Below are 14109 nucleotides of genomic sequence, written 5' to 3'. Positions count from 1 at the left end.
AAGAGATGACAGAAAAAGAAATTTTTGACCGTATTGTGACCATTATCCAAGAGCGACAGGGAGAGGACTTTGTCGTGACAGAATCCTTGAGTCTGAAAGACGATTTGGATGCGGACTCAGTTGACTTGATGGAGTTTATCTTGACACTGGAAGATGAATTTAATATCGAAATCAGCGATGAGGAAATTGACCAACTGCAAAGTGTAGGAGATGTGGTAGAAGTCGTCAAAAGTAAAGAATAGCAAGAAGCAACATGCAAGTCGTGTTGCTTTTTTATTGTCAGGGAAAATAAAAAATTTAGAACTTTTAGTGGGAATTACGAATAGATAGATAAGGAAGAAAAAGAGGAGTATTTATGTATGTGACTGGTTTTTATCCGTGGTTTATTAAGTTATTTTTTAAATAAAATTTAATTTCGTTGTACATTTTCGAATTGTTTTTTGAATAGATAAGTGAGAGGAAAAGGAAGGAGATTAGAAATGATTATTTCAGTTATTTATCCAATCTGGCTATTTAAGTGGCTTAGAGGCTAAACATTAAAGATATAACAAAACATAAAAATTGAGGAGAAAAAAGATGACAAATTTTGACAAAATGGAACAGAACTTTATAGCTCTTACAGAAGAAGAGTTGGTGAATGTGGATGGAGGATTCTTTGGTCCTGTATTGTTTACTATTTGGGGAACAAAAGTATTAGTCGGCCATGCTCTATCAGCAGGTGTAGCAGTAGGTTTTGCTGCTCTAGCTGCTAATTAATAGATGAAGGAGATAGATAATGAATTATAACTTTGAAAATATGAAATCAGATGAATTGGAAAAAATTTCAGGTGGCTCTGTAGTAGGTGCTCTTGCGTTAGCATGGGGTGTAACCAAGGCGGTTGGAATCATTGGTGGTACAGCTGTTTCTGTTTACGTTGCAGGAAAAAGCGTTAAAGCAATAGGCGATTGGGGACTTTCAAGATTGCGATAATTTTTAAATACTTATGAGGTGGTGCAATGAAAAATGAAATAACTAGAGTAATAAAAATTGTTTTATTGTTTGTCTCTATGGCTATCATGAATTTGATGTTGCTTGGAATATTAGCTATGCTTGGTTTTTCTTTGACGGGCAGTGTGGATAGTTACCTCATGCCACCTTTATTTTCTACTCTTGTGTTGCTCTTCATTAACAAGATGATAAAAAGGTTAGACAGAAGGAAAAATAAGAGCTTGCTATGAAAAAATTTTTATTAGGTTTTGTTTTAACAGCTTACAGCATATTATTAATTTATTCTCTATTTAATTTAGAAAAGGTATCGTTTGAGAGTTGTATTTTGTTAGTGGCATTGACATACTATATTAATAAAAAAGAAACATTTAAACCCAAAGTGAATTATACTAATAATATTTTAGGAAGCGATTATCAGTTTACAGCAATGACAGAAAAAGAACGATAATCAATGAAAACAAGAACAGAGTAAAGAGTCTCGTAAAAGGTATATTATCTGATGTAGGTCTAGTTGCATGGGGTTACTCTATCTAAGATAAAACACTTTGGAGAAATCATAAATTTTCAAATAAAATTCAATTTAGTTGTACATTTTCGAATTGTTTTTCGAATAGATAAGTAAGAGGAAAAGAAAGGAGCCTGGTTTATGTATCTACCAATCTTTTATCCGTGGTTTACTAAATTATTTTTCAAATAAATTTAATTTAATTTAGTTGTACATTTTCGAATTGTTTTTCGAATTGTTTTTCGAATAGATAAGTAAGAGGAAAAGGAAAGGAGACTATGCGATGTATTTACCAATTTTCTATCCATGGTTTACTAAATTATTTTTCAAATAAAATTTAATTTAGTTGTACATTTTCGAATTTTTTTTCGAATAGATAAGTAAGAGGAAAAGGAAGGAGACTACGCGATGTATTTACCAATCTTATTGCCATGGTTTATCAAATGGTATTTAAAATAAATGAAATTTACCTGTTCATTTTAAATCACTTCTCAAATAGATAAGTGAGACGAAAAGGAATTCAGTAATTTATCTATTCTGGTTTTTAAAATGGTTTAAGAGCCAGAAATCGTAAACTAAAAAATAGAAATAAAGGAGAAAAAAGATGACAAATTTTGACAAAATGGAACAGAACTTTGTAGCTCTTACAGAAGAAGAGTTGATGAATGTAGATGGAGGAATTGCACCAATTATTATTGGTGGTGTAGTTATTGGTTGGAAATTAATTGGAGGTGTAGCTGCGCTTGCTACAGTTTCAGCAGGTGCGGGCATAGCTGCAGGATATTATGCTAATCGACCATAATTTTGTAGATATATATGAAATTTGTTAAATTAATGTTGAAGATTTGGCCTGAGCTTATGGTATTACTTAGTTCAATATCTTATACAATTATCAGGTTGGTAGCTGATGTGAATAAGCTACCCTTACCTACATGGTTTGATGATTTTAATATACCAACAATTTCATTGTTTTTAATGGTATTCATTTTATTATATAGAAGTAAAGGAGAAAAGAATGGATAAATTTCAAGTAGTTGATGAGAAAGATTTGCAAGTAATTGAAGGAGGAATTGAACCTATTTCGATTATATTTGGCCTAAGTGCTATTGCATTTGGCGCATTTGGGGCTGGTTACACATTTGGTTCAGATTTGGCTCGTCGTGGGCGTTAGATAATGAATAATCGCAACCTTAATCTCAATACATTGTTACCTAAACTAGCCACGATATTTCCTTTGTTGGGAATAACTCTTAATGTCGCGCTTCATGTGATTCGTACAGGTTCGTTAGTATCCTTTAATTGGCAATGGACTTTGGTTGGTTTGCTTTTCGCAGGATATTTTGGTATTTTTCGCAAAGATTTGTCAAAAAATAATCAAAACTATAAATGAAGAATATGAATCAAAAGGATTTTGTGTATGTGAATGGTAGCGTTTTTCCGCCATTCTTGTCAGGCAAATAGGAGTCTTCTATGAAAACATTTTTATTAGGTTTTGCTGAGGGGTATTTTATCGTATCGCTCATAATCTACATCGCAACGTATTTGATTTTGAGAAATCCAATCAATACCCTATTTTATCCAGAAATTTACCCTGTTTTATTTGGGCTCTTTTATCTAGGATATAAGGTCAATAAAAAGTAGTTTAGAGTCTAAATATATAAAAATATATACAAATTGAGGAGAAAAAGATGACAAATTTTGACAAAATGGAACAGAACTTTGTAGCTCTTACAGAAGAAGAGTTGGTGAATGTGGATGGGGGGATTATTCCGATTGCAGTAGCAGCTAGTATTATTGCAGGTTCAGCATTTGCCGGTTTAAGTGCAGGAGTAGCTATTGGAATTAGTCGAAACAAGAGATAATGAGAGAATCAATGAAGTTTTCAAACGAATTTGCGGCTGTTATTATATCAGCCTCAGGAATAGTGGGTTTATTAGTAGGAGTAGCTATTGGGTTAGCTAGTATTATTTAAAAAAGGAGTATATCATGCAAAATTTGAATCAATTTGAAATCGTAGAGCAAAATGAATTAGAGCAAGTAAAAGGCGGAGTGGGGTTATTGATTGTTATCGGAGGCTCATTACTTGCTGCGGGTGGAGCTGGGGTAGCTGGTTATTGGTTATCTCGTACGTTTGGTTAATATATTTAAAGGAGTAGATAGGATATGAAAAAATTAGAAGAAAAATTTGAGATTATGGCAGAAGCAGATTTGGCTAGTACCGAGGGTGGACTTATTATTACTACTTCTACAGCTATCGCTTGGGGTGTTTTAGGAGTCGCTACCTATATGTACGGTCATTATCTAGGAAGCAGACGTTAATTTTAACAATTTGATACATATTTTATTAAAGAATGTAAGAAAAACTATGAATCGTAATTTAGAACGGTGTTATCTATTCTGACTAGAAATAGATCATACTAGAGGTGGCTTAGAAATAGCAGGGACATTGGAAATTGAAGTAACTTTAAATAGGATGTCGTAAAGGTTGCTATCAATGATTTATTTGTCCCAAGCTTGCCTAGGGTGTCAGTAAAACATCACTTTCCTTTCATATCATATTTTTAGTAGGCAGGACGTTTGTTCTGCCTATTTTTTTATCCCAAAAGTGCATTTGGGAGGTAGATAGGCGCATTTGGGGAGGAAGTGCAGTTTTTGTTTGGTGATTGGGGTAAGATAGTTATTATCAGATGAGTTTAGGAAAAAGGAGATGAATATGAAATTTGGGAAACGTCACTATCGTCCGCAGGTGGATCAGATGGACTGCGGTGTAGCTTCATTAGCCATGGTTTTTGGCTACTATGGTAGTTACTATTCTTTGGCTCACTTGCGAGAATTGGCCAAGACAACCATGGATGGGACAACGGCTTTGGGCTTGGTCAAGGTGGCAGAGGAGATTGGTTTTGAGACGCGAGCAATTAAGGCGGATATGACGCTCTTTGACTTGCCAGATTTGACTTTTCCTTTTGTTGCTCATGTGCTTAAGGAAGGAAAATTACTCCACTACTATGTGGTGACTGGGCAGGATAAGGATAGCATTCATATTGCCGATCCAGATCCTGGGGTGAAATTGACCAAACTGTCACGTGAGCGTTTTGCGGAAGAATGGACAGGAGTGACTTTGTTTATGGCACCTAGTCCAGACTACAAGCCTCATAAGGATCAAAAGAATGGTTTGCTCTCTTTTATCCCTATATTAGTGAAGCAGCGTGGCTTGATTGCTAATATCGTTTTGGCAACACTCTTGGTAACCTTGATTAACATTGTGGGTTCTTATTATCTGCAGTCTATCATTGATACCTATGTGCCAGATCAGATGCGTTCGACACTGGGGATTATTTCTATTGGGCTGGTTATCGTCTATATCCTCCAGCAGATCTTGTCTTACGCTCAGGAGTATCTCTTACTTGTTTTGGGGCAACGTTTGTCGATTGATGTGATTTTGTCCTACATCAAGCATGTTTTTCACCTGCCTATGTCCTTTTTTGCGACACGCAGGACAGGGGAAATCGTATCTCGTTTCACGGATGCTAACAGTATCATTGATGCGCTGGCTTCGACCATTCTTTCGATTTTCCTAGATGTGTCAACGGTTGTCATTATTTCCCTTGTTTTATTTTCACAAAATACCAATCTTTTTTTCATGACCTTATTGGCACTTCCTATCTACACAGTGATTATCTTTGCCTTTATGAAGCCGTTTGAAAAGATGAATCGGGATACCATGGAAGCCAATGCGGTTCTGTCTTCTTCTATCATCGAGGACATCAACGGTATTGAGACTATCAAGTCCTTGACCAGTGAAAGTCAGCGTTACCAAAAAATTGACAAGGAATTTGTGGATTATCTGAAGAAGTCCTTTACCTATAGTCGGGCAGAGAGTCAGCAAAAGGCTCTGAAAAAGGTTGCCCATCTCTTGCTCAATGTCGGCATTCTCTGGATGGGGGCTGTTCTGGTCATGGATGGCAAGATGAGTTTGGGGCAGTTGATTACCTATAATACCTTGCTGGTTTACTTTACCAATCCTTTGGAAAATATCATCAATCTGCAAACCAAGCTTCAGACAGCGCAGGTTGCCAATAACCGTCTGAATGAGGTTTATCTGGTAGCTTCGGAGTTTGAGGAGAAGAAAACAGTTGAGGATCTGAGCTTGATGAAGGGAGATATGACCTTCAAGCAGGTTTCCTACAAGTATGGTTATGGTCGAGACGTCTTGTCGGATATCAATTTGACTATTCCTCAGGGTTCTAAGGTGGCTTTTGTGGGGATTTCAGGGTCAGGTAAGACGACCTTGGCTAAGATGATGGTTAATTTTTATGACCCAAGTCAAGGGGAGATTAGTCTGGGTGGTGTCAATCTCAATCAGATTGATAAAAAGGCTCTGCGCCAGTATATTAACTATCTGCCTCAACAGCCCTATGTCTTTAACGGAACGATTTTGGAGAATCTTCTTTTGGGAGCCAAGGAGGGGACGACTCAAGAGGATATCTTACGGGCGGTCGAATTGGCAGAGATTCGGGAGGATATCGAGCGGATGCCACTGAATTACCAGACAGAATTGACTTCAGATGGGGCAGGGATCTCAGGTGGTCAACGGCAGAGAATTGCTCTGGCGCGTGCTCTCTTGACAGATGCGCCGGTCTTGATTTTGGATGAGGCAACTAGCAGTTTGGATATTCTGACAGAGAAGCGAATTGTCGATAATCTCATGGCTTTAGACAAGACCTTGATTTTCATTGCTCACCGCTTGACTATTGCTGAGCGGACAGAGAAAGTTGTTGTTTTGGATCAGGGCAAGATTGTTGAAGAAGGAAAGCATGCTGATTTGCTTGCACAGGGTGGATTTTATGCCCATTTGGTGAATAGCTAGAAAGAGGAGAGGATGAAACCAGAATTTTTAGAAAGTGCGGAGTTTTATAATCGTCGTTACCATAATTTTTCCAGTCGGGTTATTGTACCCATGTCCCTTCTACTCGTGTTTTTGCTTGGCTTTGCAACATTTGCAGAGAAGGAGATGAGTTTGTCAACTAGAGCTACTGTCGAGCCTAGTCGTATTCTTGCAAACATCCAGTCTACTAGCAACAATCGCATTCTTGTCAATCATTTGGAAGAAAATAAGCTGGTTAAAAAGGGAGAACTGTTGGTTCAATATCAGGAAGGGGCAGAGGGTGTCCAGGCGGAGGCCTATGCTAGTCAGTTGGACATGCTCAAGGATCAAAAAAAGCAATTGGAGTATTTGCAGAAGAGCTTGCAAGAAGGGGAGAACCACTTTCCAGAGGAGGATAAGTTTGGCTATCAAGCCACCTTTCGCGACTACATCAGTCAAGCAAGCAGTCTTAGGGCTAGTACATCGCAACAAAATGAAACCATCGCGTCCCAGAATGCAGCAGCTAGTCAAACCCAAGCTGAAATCGGCAACCTCATCAGCCAAACAGAGGCTAAAATTCGCGATTACCAGACAGCTAAGTCAGCTATTGAAACAGGCGCTTCCTTGGCCAGTCAAAATCTAGCCTACTCTCTCTACCAGTCCTACAAGTCTCAGGGCGAGGAAAATCCGCAAACTAAGGCACAGGCTGTTGCTCAGGTAGAAGCACAGCTTTCTCAGTTAGAATCCAGTCTTGCTACTTACCGTGTCCAGTATGCAGGTTCAGGTACCCAGCAAGCCTATGCGTCAGGCTTAAGCAGTCAATTGGAATCTCTTAAATCACAACACTTGGCTAAGGTTGGTCAGGAATTGACCCTTCTAGATCAGAAAATTTTGGAGGTGGAGTCAGGTAAGAAGGTACAGGGAAATCTTTTAGACAAGGGGAAAATTACGGCAAGTGAGGATGGGGTGCTTCATCTTAATCCTGAGACTAGTGATTCTACCATGGTAGCAGAGGGGACTCTACTAGCCCAACTCTATCCGTCCTTGGAAAAAGAAGGGAAAGCCAAACTCACAGCTTATCTCAGTTCAAAAGATGTAGCAAGAATCAAGGTCGGTGATTCTGTTCGCTATACTACGACTCATGATGCCAAGAATCAACTTTTCCTAGATTCTACCGTTACAAGTATTGATGCGACAGCTACTAAGACTGAAAAAGGGAATTTCTTTAAAATTGAGGCGGAGACTAATCTAACTTCTGAGCAGGCTAAAAAACTTCGATACGGGGTGGAAGGTCGCCTACAGATGATTACGGGTAAGAAAAGTTACCTACGTTATTATTTGGATCAATTTTTGAACAAAGAGTAATGTTCGTGTTTTTAGAGTTAAATAATTTTTAAACTGTGAGAAATCTTTTTCTTGCAGTTTTTTCTTTATGATTTTTGAAGTCACTACGTTATTTATTCGGTTAAATTCTTGTAATTTTAGGTTTTTTATGGTAGAATGTGCTCAAGTAATACGAAAGGCGAACTTTAAAATGTCAAAACAATTGATCTATTCGGGAAAAGCTAAAGATATCTATACAACTGAGGATGAAAATCTTATTATTTCAACTTACAAGGACCAGGCGACTGCTTTCAATGGTGTTAAGAAGGAACAGATTGCAGGTAAGGGAGTGTTGAATAATCAGATTTCATCTTTTATTTTTGAGAAATTAAATGCGGCTGGTGTGGCGACTCACTTTGTGGAGAAACTTTCAGACACGGAACAACTCAATAAAAAGGTGGAAATCATTCCTTTGGAAGTCGTGCTCCGCAACTACACGGCTGGTTCCTTTTCAAAACGTTTTGGTGTAGATGAGGGAATCGCCTTAGAGACTCCGATTGTTGAATTTTACTACAAAAATGATGATTTGGATGATCCATTCATCAATGATGAGCATGTGAAATTCCTACAGATTGCGGATGACAAGCAAATCGCCTACTTGAAGGAAGAAACTCGTCGAATTAATGAACTCTTGAAAGCATGGTTTGCTGAGATTGGGCTTAAGTTGATTGACTTTAAGCTAGAGTTCGGTTTTGATAAGGATGGAAAGATTATCTTGGCAGACGAATTTTCACCAGATAACTGCCGCTTGTGGGATGCGGATGGCAACCACATGGATAAGGATGTTTTCCGCAGAGGATTGGGAGAGCTAACAGACGTTTATGAAGTTGTCTGGGAGAAGTTGCAAGGTTTGAAATAATCTGTTTGCAACGGAAAACCTTCGTCTCTCAACTAAAAGGACTCAGGCTGAAAAGGTCCCCCAGACCTTTTCACTCCGTAGGGGACTAGGTGAACTAATCGATGTCTACGAGATTGTCTGGGAAAAGTTGCAGGAATTGAAATAATCTATTTGCAAGACTCTCAAGGTCATTTGGAAACGTTGTAAGAGCTGAAATAAAGGAATAAGAATTGATGGATAAACGTATTTTTGTTGAAAAAAAGGCTGATTTTCAGGTCAAGTCAGAGAGTTTGGTGAGAGAACTCCAGCATAACTTGGGGCTTTCAACTTTGAAAAGTATTCGCATCGTGCAAGTGTATGATGTATTTGACTTGGCAGAGGATCTGTTTGCACCTGCAGAGAAACACATTTTCTCTGAGCAGGTGACAGACCATGTCTTGGATGAATCAGTTGTGCAGGCGGATCTTGCCAACTATGCTTTCTTTGCGATTGAAAGCCTACCAGGGCAGTTTGACCAGCGTGCAGCATCTTCACAGGAAGCCTTGCTTTTGCTGGGAAGTTCGAGTGATGTGACAGTCAATACAGCCCAACTTTACTTGGTCAATAAGGATATTGACGCGACGGAATTAGAAGCGGTCAAGAACTATCTGCTCAATCCAGTTGATTCTCGTTTCAAGGACATCACGACAGGGATTGCCAAGCAGGAATTTTCTGAGTCAGACAAGACCATTCCTAAATTGACTTTCTTTGAAAGCTATACAGTAGAAGACTTTGCTCGCTACAAGGCTGGGCAAGGGATGGCCATGGAAGTGGATGATTTGCTCTTTATCCAAGACTACTTCAAGTCAATCGGGCGCGTGCCAACTGAGACGGAACTCAAGGTTTTGGATACTTATTGGTCTGACCACTGCCGTCACACGACTTTTGAGACAGAGTTGAAGCAGATTGATTTCTCCCCATCGAAATTCCAAAAACAATTACAGGCAACCTATGACAAATATATCGCTATGCGCGATGAGTTGGGACGTTCTGAAAAACCTCAAACCTTGATGGATATGGCTACTATTTTCGGTCGTTATGAGCGTGCTAATGGACGTTTGGATGATATGGAAGTGTCAGATGAAATCAATGCTTGCTCAGTAGAAATCGAAGTGGATGTTGATGGTGTGAAAGAGCCATGGCTCCTCATGTTTAAAAATGAAACCCACAACCACCCAACTGAGATTGAACCATTTGGTGGGGCTGCTACCTGTATCGGTGGAGCTATTCGTGATCCGTTGTCAGGCCGTTCATACGTTTACCAAGCTATGCGTATCTCAGGCGCTGGTGATATTACAGCTCCGATTTCGGAAACTCGCGCTGGGAAATTGCCACAACAAGTCATTTCGAAGACAGCGGCCCATGGTTATTCTTCTTACGGTAACCAGATTGGGCTTGCAACAACCTACGTTCGTGAATACTTCCACCCAGGCTTTGTAGCTAAACGCATGGAGCTAGGTGCTGTTGTCGGTGCAGCTCCTAAGGGCAATGTTGTCCGTGAAAAACCGGAAGCGGGTGATGTGATTATCTTGCTCGGTGGGAAGACTGGACGTGATGGTGTCGGTGGTGCGACAGGTTCTTCTAAGGTTCAAACAGTTGAATCTGTAGAGACTGCTGGAGCTGAGGTTCAAAAAGGGAATGCCATAGAAGAACGCAAGATTCAGCGCCTCTTCCGTAATGGCGATGTCACTCGTCTTATCAAGAAGTCCAATGACTTTGGCGCTGGTGGTGTCTGTGTAGCTATTGGTGAATTAGCAGACGGTCTTGAAATCGACCTCAACAAGGTGCCTCTTAAATACCAGGGCTTGAACGGTACAGAAATTGCTATCTCTGAATCACAAGAACGGATGGCGGTCGTGGTTCGTCCTAAGGATGTAGATGCCTTCGTTGAGGAATGTAACAAAGAAAATATTGATGCTGTTGTGGTGGCGACAGTGACGGAAAAACCAAATCTTGTCATGCACTGGAATGGTGAGACAATTGTGGACTTGGAGCGTCGTTTCCTTGATACAAACGGTGTGCGCGTGGTCGTCAATGCTAAGGTTGTGGACAAGGATGTCAAGCTCCCAGAAGAGCGCACAACAAACTCTGATACACTTGAAGCTGATACCCTTGCGGTTCTATCTGATTTGAATCATGCGAGTCAAAAAGGCTTGCAGACTATCTTTGACTGCTCTGTTGGACGCTCAACGGTCAATCACCCACTTGGTGGTCGTTACCAACTCACACCAACTGAGGCATCTGTGCAGAAATTACCAGTTCAACACGGTGTGACTCATACTACGTCAGTCATGGCTCAAGGATTCAACCCATATGTAGCTGAATGGTCTCCATACCACGGTGCTGCTTATGCGGTTATTGAAGCGACTGCTCGTTTGGTTGCTGCTGGTGCAAACTGGTCTAAGGCTCGTTTCTCTTACCAAGAGTACTTCGAGCGTATGGATAAACAAGCAGAGCGTTTTGGTCAGCCAGTAGCAGCTCTCCTAGGCTCTATCGAAGCACAAATTCAGCTTGGTCTACCATCTATCGGAGGTAAGGACTCTATGTCTGGTACCTTTGAAGAATTGACGGTGCCACCAACCTTGGTTGCCTTTGGGGTGACGACAGCGGATAGCCGTAATGTGCTCTCTCCAGAATTTAAAGCTGTTGGGGAAAATATCTACTACATTCCAGGCCAAGCACTCTCAGCAGAGATTGATTTTGACTTGATTAAGTCTAATTTTGCTCAGTTTAAAGCCATCCAAGCTGACCATAAAGTGACATCTGCATCAGCGGTCAAATATGGTGGTATCCTTGAAGCTCTTGCCCTTGCAACATTTGGGAACCATATCGGTGCAGAGGTGATCTTGCCTGAACTTGAAAGTTCTTTGACAGCACAATTAGGTGGATTTGTCTTCACATCTCCTGAAGAAATCGCTGGAGTAGAGAAGATTGGACAAACAAGTGCAGACTTTACACTCCTTGTCAACGGTGTAAAGTTAGATGGACACAAACTTGACAGTGCCTTCCAAGGAAGACTGGAAGAAGTTTACCCAACAGAATTTGCCCAAGACAAAGAGCTGGCTAAAGTACCAGCTGTGGCATCAGATGTTGTGATTAAAGCCAAAGAAAAGGTTGAAAAACCGGTGGTCTACATCCCAGTCTTCCCAGGAACTAACTCAGAATATGACTCAGCTAAGGCTTTTGAAAAAGAAGGTGCAGAGGTCAACTTGGTGCCATTCGTGACCTTGAATGAAGAAGCCATTGTCAAGTCGGTTGAAACCATGGTTGACAACATCGGCAAGGCTAACATTCTCTTTTTTGCCGGTGGATTCTCAGCTGCGGACGAGCCAGATGGTTCAGCCAAGTTTATTGTCAATATTCTGCTTAATGAAAAAGTGCGTGTAGCTATTGATAGCTTTATCGCTCGTGGTGGCTTGATTATCGGTATCTGTAATGGATTCCAAGCCCTCGTCAAATCAGGTCTTCTTCCATACGGGAACTTTGAAGATGCCAGCAGTACGAGCCCAACCCTTTTCTACAATGATGCCAACCAACACGTGGCCAAGATGGTAGAAACTCGCATTGCCAATACTAACTCACCATGGCTTGCTGGAGTGCAAGTGGGCGATATCCATGCCATTCCTGTTTCGCACGGTGAAGGGAAGTTTGTCGTGACGGCTGAGGAATTCGCTGAGCTCCGTGACAATGGACAAATTTTCAGCCAATACGTTGACTTTGATGGAAAACCAAGTATGGATTCTAAGTACAATCCGAATGGTTCTGTAAATGCTATAGAGGGAATTACTAGCAAGAACGGCCAAATTATCGGTAAGATGGGCCACTCAGAACGTTATGAGGATGGTCTTTTCCAAAATATCCCAGGCAATAAAGACCAGCACCTGTTCGCGTCAGCGGTTAAATACTTTACTGGAAAATAAGACTTGCAGATTTTCTAATAGATAGTATCAGTAATGTAAAAGTCATGTAGATTTAGCTCTTGGTGCTACACAAATAAAAATTAGGTATATAAAATGACATACGAAGTAAAATCTCTTAATGAAGAATGTGGTGTTTTCGGTATCTGGGGACATCCAGATGCTGCTAAATTGACCTATTTTGGTCTCCATAGTCTTCAGCACCGTGGTCAGGAGGGGGCAGGAATCCTCTCCAATGATCAGGGACAATTGAAGCGCCATCGTGACATGGGACTTTTATCAGAAGTCTTCAGAAATCCTGCTAATTTGGATAAATTGACGGGAACTGGTGCGATTGGGCATGTGCGTTACGCGACTGCTGGTGAAGCTTCTGTAGATAATATCCAGCCTTTCCTCTTCCGTTTTCACGATATGCAGTTTGGCTTGGCTCATAATGGGAATCTGACCAATGCAGCCTCTCTCAAGAAAGAGTTGGAACAAAGAGGCGCGATTTTCAGTGCGACTTCGGACTCTGAAATCTTGGCTCACCTCATTCGTCGCAGTCATAATCCTAGCCTGATGGGCAAAATCAAGGAAGCGCTCAGCCTTGTCAAAGGTGGTTTTGCCTATATCTTGCTGTTTGAGGACAAGTTGATTGCGGCTCTTGACCCCAATGGTTTCCGTCCGCTTTCTATCGGGAAAATGGCCAACGGAGCGGTGGTGGTTTCCTCTGAAACCTGTGCTTTTGAGGTTATTGGTGCTGAATGGATTCGTGATTTGAAGCCAGGTGAGATTGTCATCATTGATGACAAGGGTATAAAGTATGATAGCTATACAGATGATACTCAGTTAGCAATCTGTTCTATGGAGTATATCTATTTTGCACGCCCTGATTCTAACATTCATGGTGTCAATGTTCATACGGCACGTAAACGTATGGGTGCTCAATTGGCGCGTGAATTCAAGCATGAGGCGGATATCGTGGTCGGTGTGCCCAATTCTTCCCTCAGCGCGGCTATGGGATTTGCTGAAGAGTCCGGGCTACCAAATGAAATGGGCCTCATCAAGAACCAATACACCCAACGTACCTTTATCCAACCGACTCAAGAATTGCGGGAGCAAGGGGTGCGGATGAAACTCTCTGCTGTTTCTGGTGTTGTAAAAGGCAAGCGTGTGGTTATGATTGATGACTCTATTGTACGTGGAACAACCTCTCGTCGGATCGTTCAACTCTTGAAAGAAGCGGGTGCAACTGAGGTTCACGTTGCTATTGGCAGTCCAGCGCTAGCTTATCCATGCTTCTATGGAATTGATATCCAGACCCGTCAGGAGCTAATTGCAGCTAATCATACGGTCGAAGAAACGCGCCAAATCATTGGTGCGGACAGTCTGACTTATCTTTCTGTTGAGGGGTTGATTGATTCAATTGGTATTGAAACAGATGCGCCAAATGGTGGTCTATGTATCGCTTACTTTGACGGTGACTACCCAACACCTCTCTACGACTATGAGGAAGACTATCGTCGAAGTTTGGAAGAAAAGACCAGTTTTTACAAGTGAGTTACTGAGATTCTCCATAAAAGAAAAGGAATAAAT

Annotated in this window: 18 protein-coding genes; all 18 read left to right on the top strand. The window is 40.9% G+C overall.

Annotation, left to right across the window (positions count from 1 at the left end; translation table 11 throughout):
- Nucleotides 1-5 precede the first annotated feature (5 nt).
- The 18 genes from N8M09_RS07685 to purF all read left to right on the top strand — a co-directional run bounded on the left by N8M09_RS07685 (nt 6) and on the right by purF (nt 14073).
- Nucleotides 6-242, top strand: a complete 237-nt coding sequence (locus N8M09_RS07685; RefSeq protein WP_000136444.1) for an acyl carrier protein — start codon at nt 6-8, stop codon at nt 240-242.
- A 334-nt stretch (nt 243-576) separates the two neighbouring features.
- Nucleotides 577-756, top strand: a complete 180-nt coding sequence (locus tag N8M09_RS07680) for a class IIb bacteriocin, lactobin A/cerein 7B family (protein ID WP_261064773.1) — start codon at nt 577-579, stop codon at nt 754-756.
- A 19-nt stretch (nt 757-775) separates the two neighbouring features.
- Nucleotides 776-970, top strand: a complete 195-nt coding sequence (locus N8M09_RS07675) for a ComC/BlpC family leader-containing pheromone/bacteriocin (RefSeq protein WP_084890458.1) — start codon at nt 776-778, stop codon at nt 968-970.
- Nucleotides 971-996: 26 nt separating this feature from the next.
- Nucleotides 997-1218, top strand: a complete 222-nt coding sequence (locus tag N8M09_RS07670) for a hypothetical protein (protein ID WP_261064772.1) — start codon at nt 997-999, stop codon at nt 1216-1218.
- A complete protein-coding gene (locus tag N8M09_RS07665; RefSeq protein ID WP_261064771.1) occupies nt 1215-1436 on the top strand; it encodes a hypothetical protein in 222 nt (73 codons plus the stop codon). Before N8M09_RS07670 ends, N8M09_RS07665 begins: the two co-directional genes overlap by 4 nt.
- A 661-nt stretch (nt 1437-2097) precedes the next feature.
- Nucleotides 2098-2295, top strand: coding sequence for a class IIb bacteriocin, lactobin A/cerein 7B family (locus N8M09_RS07660; RefSeq protein WP_000180825.1), 198 nt, complete (start codon nt 2098-2100; stop codon nt 2293-2295).
- 213 nt (nt 2296-2508) lie between these two features.
- Entirely contained in the window at nt 2509-2664 is a 156-nt protein-coding gene (locus tag N8M09_RS07650; RefSeq protein ID WP_000357248.1) for a smi_0061 family bacteriocin-like peptide, read from the top strand.
- Nucleotides 2665-2667: 3 nt separating this feature from the next.
- The gene (locus tag N8M09_RS11255) at nt 2668-2883 is read left to right on the top strand and encodes a hypothetical protein (RefSeq protein ID WP_009014477.1); all 216 of its coding nucleotides are present in this window, start codon (nt 2668-2670) and stop codon (nt 2881-2883) included.
- 80 nt (nt 2884-2963) lie between these two features.
- A complete protein-coding gene (locus N8M09_RS07645; RefSeq protein ID WP_261064770.1) occupies nt 2964-3134 on the top strand; it encodes a hypothetical protein in 171 nt (56 codons plus the stop codon).
- A 47-nt stretch (nt 3135-3181) separates the two neighbouring features.
- Nucleotides 3182-3355 carry a class IIb bacteriocin, lactobin A/cerein 7B family gene (locus tag N8M09_RS07640; protein WP_049522357.1) on the top strand — a complete coding sequence of 58 codons (174 nt, stop codon included), beginning with the start codon at nt 3182-3184 and terminating at the stop codon, nt 3353-3355.
- Between the two features lie 124 nt (nt 3356-3479).
- Nucleotides 3480-3632 carry a class IIb bacteriocin, lactobin A/cerein 7B family gene (locus tag N8M09_RS07635; protein ID WP_080982528.1) on the top strand — a complete coding sequence of 51 codons (153 nt, stop codon included), beginning with the start codon at nt 3480-3482 and terminating at the stop codon, nt 3630-3632.
- A 24-nt stretch (nt 3633-3656) separates the two neighbouring features.
- Complete coding sequence (locus N8M09_RS07630; protein WP_193390593.1) at nt 3657-3812, top strand: hypothetical protein; 156 nt, start codon at nt 3657-3659, stop codon at nt 3810-3812.
- Between the two features lie 394 nt (nt 3813-4206).
- Complete coding sequence (gene comA / locus N8M09_RS07625; RefSeq protein WP_261064769.1) at nt 4207-6360, top strand: peptide cleavage/export ABC transporter ComA; 2154 nt, start codon at nt 4207-4209, stop codon at nt 6358-6360.
- Nucleotides 6361-6372: 12 nt separating this feature from the next.
- Nucleotides 6373-7722: a competence pheromone export protein ComB gene (gene comB / locus N8M09_RS07620; protein WP_261064768.1), complete on the top strand. Its 1350-nt coding sequence runs from the start codon at nt 6373-6375 to the stop codon at nt 7720-7722.
- 169 nt (nt 7723-7891) lie between these two features.
- Complete coding sequence (gene purC / locus N8M09_RS07615; protein ID WP_261064767.1) at nt 7892-8599, top strand: phosphoribosylaminoimidazolesuccinocarboxamide synthase; 708 nt, start codon at nt 7892-7894, stop codon at nt 8597-8599.
- Between the two features lies 1 nt (nt 8600).
- Nucleotides 8601-8744: a phosphoribosylaminoimidazolesuccinocarboxamide synthase gene (locus N8M09_RS11250; protein WP_080708883.1), complete on the top strand. Its 144-nt coding sequence runs from the start codon at nt 8601-8603 to the stop codon at nt 8742-8744.
- Nucleotides 8745-8811: 67 nt separating this feature from the next.
- On the top strand, nt 8812-12537 hold the full coding sequence (locus N8M09_RS07605; RefSeq protein ID WP_261064766.1) for a phosphoribosylformylglycinamidine synthase: 3726 nt from the start codon (nt 8812-8814) through the stop codon (nt 12535-12537).
- 93 nt (nt 12538-12630) lie between these two features.
- The gene (purF, locus tag N8M09_RS07600) at nt 12631-14073 is read left to right on the top strand and encodes an amidophosphoribosyltransferase (RefSeq protein ID WP_261064765.1); all 1443 of its coding nucleotides are present in this window, start codon (nt 12631-12633) and stop codon (nt 14071-14073) included.
- The last annotated feature ends 36 nt before the right edge of the window (nt 14074-14109 follow it).

The organism is Streptococcus mitis (genome assembly GCF_946190375.1).
GTDB classification, from domain to species: Bacteria; Bacillota; Bacilli; order Lactobacillales; family Streptococcaceae; genus Streptococcus; species Streptococcus mitis_CJ.
This window is presented reverse-complemented; position numbering and strand designations above follow the sequence as displayed.

Bases quoted from the DNA above. Each gene is read 5' to 3' on its own strand.
- N8M09_RS07685 (WP_000136444.1), top strand. From the start codon at position 6: ATGACAGAAAAAGAAATTTTTGACCGTATTGTGACCATTATCCAAGAG.
- N8M09_RS07680 (WP_261064773.1), top strand. From the start codon at position 577: ATGACAAATTTTGACAAAATGGAACAGAACTTTATAGCTCTTACAGAA.
- N8M09_RS07675 (WP_084890458.1), top strand. From the start codon at position 776: ATGAATTATAACTTTGAAAATATGAAATCAGATGAATTGGAAAAAATT.
- N8M09_RS07670 (WP_261064772.1), top strand. From the start codon at position 997: ATGAAAAATGAAATAACTAGAGTAATAAAAATTGTTTTATTGTTTGTC.
- N8M09_RS07665 (WP_261064771.1), top strand. From the start codon at position 1,215: ATGAAAAAATTTTTATTAGGTTTTGTTTTAACAGCTTACAGCATATTA.
- N8M09_RS07660 (WP_000180825.1), top strand. From the start codon at position 2,098: ATGACAAATTTTGACAAAATGGAACAGAACTTTGTAGCTCTTACAGAA.
- N8M09_RS07650 (WP_000357248.1), top strand. From the start codon at position 2,509: ATGGATAAATTTCAAGTAGTTGATGAGAAAGATTTGCAAGTAATTGAA.
- N8M09_RS11255 (WP_009014477.1), top strand. From the start codon at position 2,668: ATGAATAATCGCAACCTTAATCTCAATACATTGTTACCTAAACTAGCC.
- N8M09_RS07645 (WP_261064770.1), top strand. From the start codon at position 2,964: ATGAAAACATTTTTATTAGGTTTTGCTGAGGGGTATTTTATCGTATCG.
- N8M09_RS07640 (WP_049522357.1), top strand. From the start codon at position 3,182: ATGACAAATTTTGACAAAATGGAACAGAACTTTGTAGCTCTTACAGAA.
- N8M09_RS07635 (WP_080982528.1), top strand. From the start codon at position 3,480: ATGCAAAATTTGAATCAATTTGAAATCGTAGAGCAAAATGAATTAGAG.
- N8M09_RS07630 (WP_193390593.1), top strand. From the start codon at position 3,657: ATGAAAAAATTAGAAGAAAAATTTGAGATTATGGCAGAAGCAGATTTG.
- comA (WP_261064769.1), top strand. From the start codon at position 4,207: ATGAAATTTGGGAAACGTCACTATCGTCCGCAGGTGGATCAGATGGAC.
- comB (WP_261064768.1), top strand. From the start codon at position 6,373: ATGAAACCAGAATTTTTAGAAAGTGCGGAGTTTTATAATCGTCGTTAC.
- purC (WP_261064767.1), top strand. From the start codon at position 7,892: ATGTCAAAACAATTGATCTATTCGGGAAAAGCTAAAGATATCTATACA.
- N8M09_RS07605 (WP_261064766.1), top strand. From the start codon at position 8,812: ATGGATAAACGTATTTTTGTTGAAAAAAAGGCTGATTTTCAGGTCAAG.
- purF (WP_261064765.1), top strand. From the start codon at position 12,631: ATGACATACGAAGTAAAATCTCTTAATGAAGAATGTGGTGTTTTCGGT.